Here is a 13,159-nt window from a genome sequence, read left to right on the forward strand (position 1 = left end):
CCTACCAAGAGGAGGGCTGTCATGGCCTGGATCTATCTGTTGTTCGCCGGCCTGCTGGAAATCGTCTGGGCCGTGTCCATGAAGCAGTCCGAAGGCTTCACCAGGCTCACCCCCACCGTGGTCACGATCATCGGCATGATCGCCAGCTTCTGGCTGCTTGCAGTAGCCATGCGCAGCCTGCCGCTGGGCACTGCCTACACAATCTGGACCGGCATCGGCGCGGTCGGTGCATTCGTGGTCGGCATCGTGTTCCTGGGCGAGCAGGTCAGCCCGATGCGGATCGGTGCAGCGGTGCTGATCGTTTCCGGCCTGGTGCTGATGAAACTCTCGAGCAGCTGAATGATTTACTTAAGGCGGGGAAAGGAATCTCCGCTTTCGGAAGGTATATGCATTTTCGGCAAGACCATTTTGTCCGCCCGTTTTATTTGACGTACGTCATGAAAATAACGAGCGTGATTCACATGCCGCTGGCACCGACGGTCGCACAGTGCCGCCATTCGTCGGGCGAAACCGGGGAGTTTTCGCCTTGAGGGACACGCTGTCGTACCTGTCACCGGGTGCGACCGCGTGAAGATGTGAAGATTCTCAGGAGTTAATGCCCTCGAACCTTGTTCCCGCATCGGGAGCCGGGGTGGGCCGCATTGTCTCCAAAAAACCTGCCAGCTGTGCCATCCGGTCTTTTCATGGAGATTTACCGATGAACCGCATTTACCGTCTGGTTTTCAATCGTGCCCTTGGGGTAATGCAGGTTGCTTCGGAGATCGCCCGCAATCCCGGCGGAAGCGCGGTCAGCGCAGGGCGGGTGCCGCGATTGCGGGCGCACCAGCTGGCGGCGGCTTTGGCCGCCACACTGGCCAGCGGACCGGCATTCGCAGCGTGCACGGGCACCACAACCGTAAACTGCGACAGCACCACCAACATCAACAACTACTCCAACGCGACCAACGGCCTCACGCTGAACATCGACGCGGGTGCATTGCTGCGTACGCCGCCGATCGTAGGTGGCGGCAACGCAGCAACGCTGACCGGCGACAACGTGACGGTCAACAACAATGGCACGATCGATCCGAGCTCGATCATCCTCGCCTCGCCCGGCCTGGTCATCGGCAATGCTTCTGCCAACAACAGCGCGATCGTCGTCAACAACAATGCCAGCGGACAGATCAAGGGTGTCGTCAACATCGCAACGCTGCTGGGCTTCGGTGGACAGGCGCTGGTGGCACAGAATGTCAACGGCACCACCACCATCAACAACGCCGGCCTGATCAGCACGTCGTTGATCGGCGCAGGCAGCGTTTCCGACGCGACTACCGTGGTGACGTACGGTGGTGCGGCAGCCAATGTGACCAACACCGGCACCATCGACGGGCGTGTCGGTCTGGGCGCTTCTGGCGGTAATACGTTCCTCAATGCGGGGGCGGTCAGTGGCAGCGTTCACCTGGGTGATTCAACCGGCGGCAACACCTTCACCGCAGTGTCGGGTTCCAGCGTTGTGAGCGGCGGCGGCAGCGCTCTTGCAGGCGTGATTACCGGTGTCACCGGGGTGAAGGTTGCGGCTGCGGGATCGGTCGACGCCGGCACCGGCAGTGGTGCGGCCAACAACACGCTGGTGTTGCAGAACGTCGTCAGCGGTCCGGGGGCCGGCACCGGCGGAGCGGTGACCACGCTGGGCTGGAACCAGTACCGCAATTTCCAGAAGCTCACCGTCAACAGCGGCACCTGGAACCTGCAGGGTGCGTGGGCGGGTGCAGGTGCGACCACGCTCAATGATGGCTTGGTCAATTTCAACAATGCCGGTTCCTTCGGCACAGGGCTGTTCACCGCCAACGGCGGTGCCATCGCATCCTCCACGGCCGGTCTGAATCTGGCCAACGCTTTCAGCCTCGGCGGCAATCTATCCCTGGCCGGGACCAATGCGTTCGGCTTGAATGGCGTGCTTTCAGGTGCTGGCGGACTGACGGTCAACAACACCGGCATCGTTACTCTCGGCGGCGCAAACCTGTTCTCCGGTGGCGTCAACCTCAATGCCGGCGGCCTGCTGCTGGGCAATGCCGGTGCACTCGGCAGCGGCAATCTGACCGTCGGTGGCAGCGCCTCGCTGGACACGACGGCGGGCTTCAACCTGGGCAACAACCTGGTGGTCAATGGCGGGGGCTCGCTGAACCTGCTGGGCAGCAATGCGCTGACATTGAGTGGCTCGATTTCCGGTGCCGGCAACGTGACCAAGAACGGTGCGGGCACGCTGACCCTGAACGGTGCCAATTCGCTGAGCGGCAGCTTCAACCTGGCCGGGGGCGCGTTGGCCTTGGGCGCGGGCGGTAGCCTGTCGCCCACCGGCGCGATCACGCTGGGCGTCGGCACCAGCCTGGATCTTTCGGCGGCCGCCAACCAGACCATTGGTTCGCTGGCGGGCCTCGGCGGTTCGGTCAACCTAGGCAGCCACACGCTCACCCTCGCGGGGCTGGGCGATACCAGCTACAGCGGCACGTTCGCCGCAGGCACGGGTGGCCTGGTCAAGCTGGGCACCGGCGTGCAGACCTTGTCGGGCGTGAACAACCTCAGTGGCGGCGTGGCACTCAACGGCGGCGGCCTGCTGCTGGGCAATGCTGCTGCGCTGGGCAGCGGTGCGCTCAGTGTCGGCGGCGACGTGACGCTCGATGGAACCACGGGGGCGCTTGCACTGGGCAACGCGGTCAACCTCGGTTCGGGTGCCAGCCTCAATCTGCTCGGCAACCAGGCGTTGACGTTCAACGGCGTGATCGGTGGCACCGGCAGCCTGGTCAAGAGTGGTGCGACCACGCTGACGCTCAACGGTGCAAATACCTTTGGTGGTGGGCTGGCGCTCAATGCCGGTGGCTTGGTCCTGGGCAATGCCGGCGCGCTCGGAACCGGCGCGCTGAATGTCGGCGGTCCGACAACGCTCGATGCCAGCGCGGCGCTGAGCGTGGGCAACGGCATCAACCTCGGCGCAGGTGGCCTGCTGAATGTACTGGGCAGCAATGCATTGACGCTGGGCGGCGCCATCGGTGGCACCGGCAGCCTGGTCAAGAACGGTGCGGCCACGCTTACGCTGGGTGGCGCAAATACCTTCATCGGCGGCCTGGCGATCAATGCCGGCAAGGTTGCGGTGGGCAGCGGCGGAAGCCTGGCCGCCGGCGGTGCGGTCAGCCTGACCGGCGTTGGCGCGGACCTGGACATCTCGCTCGGCGGCAACCAGACCATCGGCGCGCTGTCCGGTATTGCCGGCAGCACGGTGACGCTGGGCAGCAGCACGCTCACCTTCGGTGATGCCACCAACCAGACCTTCGCCGGCGTGATCGGCGGCACCGGTGGGCTGATCAAGCAGGGTACCGGCGTGCAGACGCTGACCGGTGCCAATACCTTCAGCGGTGGGGTGAATCTTGCGGCCGGTGGGCTGGTGCTGGGCAACGCCGGTGCGCTGGGAAGCGGCGCGCTGACGGTCAGTGGCAACGGGTCGCTGGATGCCACGGCAGCGTTGAACCTGGGCAGTGCGATCAACCTCGGCGCGGCCCTGACCCTGCCGGGTAGCCAGAACCTGGCCCTGGTCGGCAACATCACGGGCACCGGCAGCCTGGTCAAGAACGGCGCCTCGACACTGACCTTGAACGGAACCAACACCTTCAGCGGTGGACTGAACGCAAACGCGGGCAGCCTGCTGCTGGGCAACAGCGGCGCGCTCGGTACGGGGACACTGGGCATCGGTGGCAACGTCTCGCTCGACGGCAGTGCGCCGCTGAACCTGAGCAACAACGTGGCACTGGGTGCAGGCGCCGCGTTGTCGCTGCCGGGTTCGCAGGCGATCACGCTGGGTGGGGTGGTGTCCGGTGCGGGCAGGCTGGTGAAGAACGGTGCCACCACCTTGACCCTCAATGGCGCCAACAGCTTCGGTGGGGGGCTGACCGTCAACGGCGGCGGCCTGCTGCTGGGCAATGCCGGCGCGCTGGGCACCGGTGCATTGTCGGTGGGGACCGATACCACGCTGGACAGTTCGGTGGCCCTGAATCTCGCCAACGACGTCAACCTCGGTGCAGGCGCGGTGCTGGATCTGCTGGGCAGCCAGGACGTGTCGCTGGGCGGTGTCATCAGCGGCACTGGCGGCCTGGTCAAGAACGGTGCGGCGACACTGGCGTTGAACGGAGCCAACACCTTCAGCGGGGGTGTTGGCCTCAACGCGGGCCTGCTGCAGCTGGGCAATGCGCAGGCATTGGGTACCGGCCAGCTGGACGTGGTCGGCAACGCTTCGCTGGATGCAGCATCGGCGCTCACCGTGACCAACAACATAGGCCTCGCCGCCGGCGCCAACCTCACGGTGCTGGGCAGCAATGACCTGACGCTCGCCGGCCCGGTATTCGGTGTTGGCGGGCTGATCAAGGACGGTACGGCGCGGCTGACGTTGTCTGGCGCCAATACCTACAACGGTGGCACGACCATCAACGCAGGCACGCTGGCGCTGGGAGCGGGCGGCAGTCTTGCCGCAACCGGTGCAGTGGATCTTGCGGGCGCCGGTGCGGCACTGGACATCTCCGCAGCGGGTGCAGCGCAGACCATCGGCGCGCTGAACGGCGTGGCAGGCAGCCAGCTGCTGCTTGGCGCGCAGTCACTCACCTTCGGCGGTGCCGCCGATGGCAGTTTTGCCGGCGTGATCGACGGTACCGGTGGCCTGATCAAGACCGGTACGGGCGTGCAGACGCTGTCCGGCGCCAACACGTTCAGCGGTGGCCTTGCGCTCAACGCGGGCGGCCTGATTCTCGGCGACGCCAGTGCGCTCGGCACGGGTCCGCTGGGCATCGGTGGCACCACCACGCTGGACAGTACCGTGGCGCTGAACCTGGCCAACGCGGTGAACTTTGGTGCCGGTACGCAACTGACGCTGGGCGGCACCAATGATGTCACCCTCGGCGGCGTGGTGGCTGGCAACGGCAGCCTGGTCAAGAACGGTACGGGTCTGCTGACGCTCAACAACACCAACACGTTCGATGGCGGCCTGACCTTGAACGGCGGCAGCCTGGTGGTGGGCGCCAACGGGGCGCTGGGTTCCGGCACGCTGGCGGTGAACAACAGTGCTTCGCTGGATGCCGGCACCGCGGTGACGCTGGGCAACGCGGTGAACCTTGGCTCGGGCGTGGCGCTGACCGTAGCGGGCAGCAATGCGCTGACCCTGGGCGGCATCGTGTCCGGCAATGGCAGCCTGATCAAGAACGGCACCGCCACGCTGACACTGGACGGCGCCAACACTTACAGCGGTGGCACCACCATCAACGCCGGCACGCTGGCGCTGGGCGTGGGGGGCAGTCTGGCTGCCGCTGGCGACCTCACGCTCGGTAATGCCGGCGCGGGCTTCGATATCTCCGGCGCGACCGGCAACCAGACCATCGGTGCGCTCAACGGCGTGCTCGGAACCACACTGGCGCTGGGGGGCAATTCGCTGACATTCGGCACCGCGACCAACGGGGCCTTCGATGGCGTGATCAGTGGTGGTGGCGGGCTGGTGAAGGTCGGCGCCGGGGTGCAGACCCTGTCCGGTGCCAATACCTTCGGCGGCGGCGTCTCGCTCGATGCCGGCGGCCTGGTGCTCGGCAATGATGCCGCGCTGGGTACCGGCGTGCTCACCGTCGGTGGGGCGACCACGCTGGATACCACCGCGCTGGCGACGCTGGCCAACAACGTGGTGCTCAACGCCGGGCTGACGGTGCTGGGCACCAGCGCGCTTACCCTCAACGGTGTGCTCTCCGGTGCCGGCAGCCTGACCAAGAACGGCACTGCGATGCTGACCTTGAACGGCGCCAACACCTACACCGGCGGTACCAACGTCAACGCCGGCACGCTGGCACTCGGCGCCGGGGCCAGCCTGGCCGCAAGCGGCACCGTCAATCTCGCCACCGGCGCCACGCTGGACCTGTCGGCCGGCAACGGCACGCAGGTGTTCGGCACGCTGGTTGGCAACGGCACGGTCAACCTGGGCGCCAACAACATCGAAGTGGGCAGCGCCGCCAACGGCACCTTCAGCGGTTCGATCGCCGGCACCGGTAGCCTGACCAAGGTCGGTAGCGGTATCGAGACACTGACCGGCACCAATACCTACACCGGCGGCACCACCATCAACGGCGGCACGCTGGCGATCGGTCTCGGCGGCAGTCTGTCCTCGTCCGGAGCGGTGAACGTCGCCGCCGCCGGCGCGGGCTTCGACATTTCGGGTTCCGGTGCCAACCAGACGATTGGTTCACTGTCTGGCGTGACCGGCTCCCTGGTCAGCCTCGGCGCCAACTCGCTGATCCTCGGCGGCGCCGACAGCAGCACCTTCGACGGTTCGATTTCCGGCACCGGTGCGCTGGTCAAGAACGGCGTGGGTATCCTCACCCTGGGCGGCGCCAACCTGTTCAGTGGTGGTCTGGCCTTGAACGGTGGCGGCCTGGTGGTCGGCAACAACAGCGCGCTGGGTACGGGGGCGCTGGACGTGGGGGCCGACGCGACGCTGGACAGCAGCCTGGCAGTCACCCTCGGCAACGCCATCAACCTCTCTGCCGGCAACAACCTCACCCTGCTCGGCAGCAATGGGCTGACCCTGGACGGCATCATCAGCGGTGCCGGTGGTCTGGTGAAGGACGGCGCAGCCACGGTGACCCTGACCGGTGCCAACACCTATTCCGGCGGCACCACCATCAACAACGGCACGCTGGCCATCGGTGCCGGAGGCAGCCTGGCGTCCACCGGCGCGGTGAATCTGGCCGGTGCCGGCACGCTGGACATCTCCGGCGGTGGCAGCCAGAGCATTGGTTCGCTGGCCGGCGTGGCCGGCAGCACAGTGGCGCTGGGCGGCAACGCGCTGACCCTCGGCGGCGTCGCCGACAGCACCTACAACGGCGTGATCAGCGGCAGTGGCGGCCTGATCAAGAACGGCGCCGGCGTGCAGACGCTGAATGGTGCCAATGCCTTCAGCGGTGGCGTCACGCTCAACGCCGGTGGCCTGGTGGTCGGCAACAATTCCGCGCTTGGCACGGGTACGGTGACCGTGGGTGGCAATGCCTCGCTCGATTCCAACAGCGCGATCACGCTGGGCAACAACTTCGTTCTCAATGCCGGCCTGACCGTGCTGGGCAGCAACGATCTGACACTCAACGGCAATCTCAGCGGCACCGGGTTCCTCACCAAGGAGGGCCTGGCCACACTGACCTTGAACGGCACCAACACCTATTCCGGTGGCACCAACATCAACGCCGGTACGCTGGCGCTGGGCGCGGGCGCGAGCCTGCTTGCCAGTGGCACCGTCAACCTGGCCACCGGCGCGACCTTCGATCTGTCGGCCGGTGCGGGTACGCAGGTGTTCGGCACGCTGATCGGCAACGGTACGGTGAATCTGGGCGCGAACACGCTGACCATCGGTGATGCCAGCAACGGCACGTTCGGTGGTTCGATTGCCGGCACCGGCGGCCTGATCAAGGAAGGCACCGGCACCGAAACCCTGACCGGTACCAACACCTTCACCGGCGGCACCACCATCAGTGCCGGCACGCTGGCGATCGGTGCCGGCGGCAGCTTGGCGGCGACCGGTGCGGTCACCCTCGCCAATGCGGGTACCGCGTTCGATATCTCCGCAGGCGGCAACCAGAGCATCGGCTCGCTGGCGGGCGTGGCGGGTTCGAGTGTGGCGCTGGGTGGCAACACGCTGACTCTCGGCGGCGTCGGCAACACCACGTTCGACGGCACCATCGGCGGCACGGGAGCGCTGATCAAGGACGGCGCTGGCGTGCAGACGCTGGGCGGTGCGAACACCTTCAGCGGCGGCGTCACCCTCAATGCCGGCGGGCTGGTGGTCGGCAACAATGCCGCGCTCGGTACGGGTGCGTTGAACGTGGCCGGGAACGGTTCGCTGGATGCCAACGCGGCGGTGACCCTGGCCAACAACGTTGCACTCGGCGCCGGTGCCACGCTTGATGTGCTGGGCAACAACGACCTGACGCTGGCCGGTGCGGTCTCCGGTGCAGGCGGCCTGACCAAGGACGGTGCGGCCACGCTGACCCTGGCCGGCGCCAGCAGCTACACCGGCACCACCACCATCAACAGCGGCACGCTGGCGGTGGGCGCGGGCGGCAGCCTGTCCGACGCCAGCACGGTGAACCTGGCCGGCACCGGTACGCTGGACATCAGTGCCGGTGGCAACCAGAGCATCGGTGGCCTGGCTGGTGTTACCGGCAGTACGGTGGCGCTGGGCGGTGCAACGCTGACCACCGGCGGCAACAACGCCAGCACCACGTTCGCCGGCGTGATCGGCGGCACCGGTGGCCTGGTGCAGAGTGGTACCGGCACGCTGACCCTGAGCGGTGACAACACCTACACCGGTGGCACCACCATCAACGGTGGCAGCACGCTGCAGATCGGCAACGGTGGCAGCACCGGCTCGGTGCTGGGCGACATCACCAACGACGGCAGCCTGGTCTACAACCTCGGCACCACGGCAACCGTGGGCGGTGTGGTCAGCGGCAGTGGCAGCCTGACCCAGGCCGGCAGCGGTACGCTGGTGCTGACCGGCAACAACACCTACACAGGCGGTACCACCATCAATGCCGGTGGCACATTGCAGGTGGGCAACGGCGGTGCAACCGGCGCGATCGTGGGTGACATCACCAACAACGGTGCGCTGGTATCCAACGTGGCCGGCAACACCACGCTGGGCGGCACCATCAGCGGCGCCGGTGGCCTGACCCAGGCCGGCAGCGGCACGCTGACCCTGACCGGCAACAACACCTATACCGGCGGCACCACCATCAATGCCGGTGGCACGCTGCAGGTGGGCAATGGCGGTGCGACCGGCGCGATCACCGGCAACGTTGCCAACAACGGCAGCCTGGTGTTCAACGTCGGTGGCAACACCACAGTCGATGGCGCGATCAGTGGCAGTGGCACGCTGATCCAGGCCGGCGCTGGCGTGTTGACCCTGGTTGGCAACAACACCTACACCGGCGGCACCACCATCAATGCCGGTGGCACGCTGCAGGTCGGCAACGGCGGGGCAACCGGCTCCATCGCTGGCGACATCACCAACGATGGCGCGTTGATCTCCAACGTGGGCGGCAACACCGCGCTGGGCGGCACCATCAGCGGCAGCGGCGGCCTGACCCAGGCCGGCAGCGGGACGTTGCTGCTGACCGGTACCAACACCTATACCGGCGGTACCACCATCAACGCCGGCGGTACGCTGCAGCTGGGCAACGGCGGTGCGACGGGCTCGATCGTCGGCGACGTCACCAACAATGGCACGCTGCTCTCCAATGTGGCGGGCAATACCACGCTGAATGGCACCATCAGTGGCAGTGGCGGCCTGACCCAGGCCGGCAGCGGCACGCTGACCCTGAACGGCAACAACACCTATACCGGCCAGACCACCATCAATGCCGGTGGCACCCTGCAGGTCGGCAATGGCGGGGCGACCGGTGCCATCGGCGGCAGCGTCGTCAACAACGGCAGCCTGGTGTTCAACGTGGGTGGCAACACCACCGTCGGCGGTGCCATCAGCGGCAGCGGCGGCCTGACCCAGGCCGGCACCGGCACCGTGGTCCTGACCGGTAACAACACCTATACCGGCGGCACCACCATCAACACCGGCGGCACGCTGCAGGTCGGCAACGGTGGCGCGAGCGGTGCGATCACCGGCAACGTTGCCAACAACGGCAGCCTGGTGTTCAACGTCGGCGGCAACACCACGGTGGGCGGCACCATCAGCGGCAACGGTGGCCTGACCCAGGCCGGCACCGGAACGGTCACCCTGACCGGCAACAACACCTACACCGGCGGCACCACCATCAATGCCGGCGGCACCGTGCAGGTCGGCAATGGCGGCGCCAGCGGCTCGATCACCGGCAATATCACCAACAATGGTGGCCTGGTCATCAACACCGGCGGCACCACCACGCTGGGCGGCACCATCAGCGGTGGTGGCAGCATCGTGCAGGCAGGCCCGGGCGGCCTGAACCTGGGCGGCAACAGCGGCGGCTTCAGCGGCACCGGCCAGGTCACCGGCGGTGGCCTGAATGTCACCGGCAATATCGGTGGCCAGTGGACGATCGGCAGCGGCACCACGCTGTCCGGAACCGGCACCATCGGGGGGGCCGGCGGTGGCGTGACGGTGTCCAGCGGCGGCGTGCTCTCGCCGGGCAATGGTCCAGGCAACAGCGGCGGTGCGGGCAATGGCGCCGGCACCATTACGGTGGGCGGCAATCTGACCCTGTCGCCGGGCAGCACGCTGGGCATCGACCTGGGTGCCACCGGCAGCGACACGGTGCAGGTGGGCGGTAGTGCAAACGTGGGTGGCAGCACGGTGCGGGTGAACACCATTTCGCCGAGCACCAGCTACCAGCAGGGCCAGCAGTACACGGTGGTCAATGCAGGTGGTGGCGTGAGCGGGCAGTTCGCTTCGGCAACCTCGCCGTCGGCCTTCCTGACGATCACGCCGGTCTATACCGCCAACACCGCCAACCTGCAGATAGACGTGGCGCAGACCGCAGCATTCACCACCGCAGCGACGACGCGCAACCAGTACAACACTGCCGCAGCGCTGGACAGCCTGCCGCAGAGCGGCCCGGCGCTGGGCCTGTACAACACCCTGCTGATGTATGACGCGGGCACTGCGCGCGCGGCGTTCGACCAGCTTTCGGGTGAAGTGCATGCGGCCAGCCGCGCGGTGCTGCTGTACGACAACTACCTGGAGGAGGGTATCCGCCAGCGCCTGGGCAGTGAGCTGCCGACCGTGCGTGGTGAGCGAGCCTCGGCCTGGCTGGCCGGGAGTGGCAAGGTGTTCCGCCAGGACGGTGACGGCAACGGCGATGACATCCGCTCCAACCGCAATGCGCTGATGGCGGGCGTGGACTGGCAGCTGGGCGAGCACGTGGTGCTGGGTGCGGCCGCAGGCAACGAGCGGCTGGATACGCGCCTGTACGATCGCAGTTCGCGGGCCCGCCTGCGTGGCCACACGTTCGGCCTGTATGCACAGGGCCAGTGGAACAACGGTTTCGCGGTCGGTGGCAGCGTATCGCGCGGCGACTACCGCACGCGCACCACGCGTGAGGTGCCGCTGCTGGGCCAGACCCTGTACAGCCGCCAGGACTCGGATGTGACCATCGCGCAGGTGGAGGGCAGCTGGACCTGGTCCCATGGCAGGACCCAGCTGCAGCCGTACGTGCAGTTCACCAAGCACTGGGTCGACAGCGATCGCGCAGTGGAGCAGGGCGGCACTGCTGCGCTGGCGCTGGAAGGCGGCAAGGACACGCTCAATGTCAGCACCGTGGGCGTGCGTGGGCGCTGGGACGTGGGCAGCGGCGAGCGCTTCCCGGCACAGCTGACGGTCGGCCTCGGCTGGCAGCACGCCTCGGGTGACACCGATGTGGCCAGCCGCAATCGCTTCGCGGTGGGCGGCAATGCCTTCGATGTCTACAGTGCGGTGATGGCGCGCAATGCGCTGGTCAGCCAGCTGGGCGTGGCGGTCGGCCTCGGCCGCAACAGCCAGCTGTCGATGTTCGTGCAGGGCCAGCATGGCGATGGCCGCCGCGACGTGGGTGGGCAGATCAACCTGCGCGTGGGCTTCTGAGGGAAGTGCGGCGATGTTGGATCCAGGCTTGCGTGGATCCGGGGCGGGGCGGAGGGCTAGACCCCCCGCTCCATCTCCACGGCGTCGATCCCGGCGCCGTGGCCATTGGACGCGATCCGCGTCACCTGGAAGCCCAGCCCGGCATAGAAGCCCTGGGTGTGCTGGCTGGTACTGAGCGTGATGCGCTTGATCGACGGATCCGCTTCGGCCTGGCGCAGGCGTGCCAGCGCCAGTTCGCGGCCCAGTCCCTGCCGGTGCAGCGCGCGCTGCACCATGCCCCAGCAGAAGCCGGCACTGCCGTCGCCGCGTCGCGACAGGCCGCCACAGGCCACGATTCTGCCATCGCGCTCGATCACCTGGAATGCACAGTCCATGGCCTGCTCGCGCAGGAAGCGTTCAAAGTCGCTGCGCTCTTCGGGCGCGAAATAGGTGGGCACGTTGCTGTCGAACATCGACAGGCAGGCGCTGGCGTCGGCGGGGCGGTAGAGGCGGAGGTTCATGGGAAATGCCATGGAGTTGCCCGACTGCATTTCAACCGTCCAGACGTTGGGAGGGGGCGAAGCGTTCCAGGGTACATGGAGCGATGCCGATCCTTTTCCAGGTGACTTTTCCCACTCGAATGACCGTGCTCGGGACGCAGGCGCCTGTACCAGGCGGGTGCGTCGTTCGCGGGCAATGGCGAGGCGCATGCGGCCGCGATGACGTGCAGCGGGGCGCGGCGGCTTCCGGGCTATGCTTTCGACACATGGGACTGACCGCGCGGCAGGATCCGCCGGCCCCATTCGTCTTCCTGCCTGCAACGGAGCTGCCCAGTGACGCCCGACCCTTCTCTTTCCCGGACTGCCCAGCTCATGCGTGGTCTGCTGTTTGGCGCGGTGGGCCTGTTGAGCCTTGCCGTGGCCGCCCTCGAGGTGACGCATCGTCTTGAGTTCCTGGAGGTCGCGCAGGCCGTTGATGGCCAGGTCGAGCGCCTGAACGCCGGCGGATCGCATCCGCAGGTCGCGTTCACCACCGCGACCGGCCAACGCATCTCGTACCCGCAGGGCGGCATGATTTTCGGCTATGAGCCTAGGCAGCCGGTACGCGTGCTGTACGACCCGGCGCGACTGCGGCTGGAGCCGGTCCTGGATACGTTCGGTGCGTTGTGGGGAATGACGGTCGTGTGGGTGCTGCTGGGGCTGGCGTTCGTCGGCGCCTGCGTGCGGGGACTGCTCCGGCGCAGATGACTCGCGGCCGATCGCGCGCCGTCGGCGGGCGGGCCGTTGGACCGGCCACGGCGGCAGCGCCTGTTCAGTCCGGTAGTGCCTGCGGCGATTGCCGCCAGCCAAAATAAAAAAGCCGCCCACTGGGCGGCTTCTTCATTTATCTGGCGGAGAGAGGGGGATTCGAACCCCCGAAGCGCGGTTTAGACGCTTACACACTTTCCAGGCGTGCTCCTTCAACCACTCGGACACCTCTCCGGATCCCTGCCACCGGCAAACGCCTCAGCAGGGGCGCAGATTCTAGCGGGCGGCGCGGCCGGACACAAGCGCCCAGATCACGGACGCATCCGGGCGCATT

4 protein-coding genes and 1 tRNA gene are annotated in these 13,159 nt (G+C 67.1%); 3 read left to right on the plus strand and 2 right to left on the minus strand.

Going from position 1 to position 13,159, the window contains the following annotated elements:
* The first annotated feature begins 21 nt into the window (after window positions 1-21).
* Together AC5P8C_RS18055 and AC5P8C_RS18060 are read left to right on the plus strand one after the other, a co-directional pair.
* On the plus strand, window positions 22-339 hold the full coding sequence (locus tag AC5P8C_RS18055; protein WP_005415486.1) for a DMT family transporter: 318 nt from the start codon (window positions 22-24) through the stop codon (window positions 337-339).
* 358 nt (window positions 340-697) lie between these two features.
* On the plus strand, window positions 698-11,599 hold the full coding sequence (locus AC5P8C_RS18060; RefSeq protein ID WP_019659513.1) for an autotransporter-associated beta strand repeat-containing protein: 10,902 nt from the start codon (window positions 698-700) through the stop codon (window positions 11,597-11,599).
* A 56-nt stretch (window positions 11,600-11,655) separates the two neighbouring features.
* On the opposite strand, the gene AC5P8C_RS18065 is transcribed toward AC5P8C_RS18060, so the two are convergent.
* Window positions 11,656-12,099: a GNAT family N-acetyltransferase gene (locus AC5P8C_RS18065; RefSeq protein ID WP_495219190.1), complete on the minus strand. Its 444-nt coding sequence runs from the start codon at window positions 12,097-12,099 to the stop codon at window positions 11,656-11,658.
* Between the two features lie 351 nt (window positions 12,100-12,450).
* Between AC5P8C_RS18065 and AC5P8C_RS18070 the strand changes: the two genes are divergently transcribed.
* Window positions 12,451-12,825: a DUF3592 domain-containing protein gene (locus tag AC5P8C_RS18070; protein ID WP_495219192.1), complete on the plus strand. Its 375-nt coding sequence runs from the start codon at window positions 12,451-12,453 to the stop codon at window positions 12,823-12,825.
* Between the two features lie 141 nt (window positions 12,826-12,966).
* On the opposite strand, the gene AC5P8C_RS18075 is transcribed toward AC5P8C_RS18070, so the two are convergent.
* A tRNA-Ser gene (locus AC5P8C_RS18075) sits at window positions 12,967-13,059 on the minus strand.
* Window positions 13,060-13,159: the final 100 nt, after the last annotated feature.

The sequence above is a fragment of the Stenotrophomonas sp. YJH_SMC_46 genome, assembly GCF_059370315.1.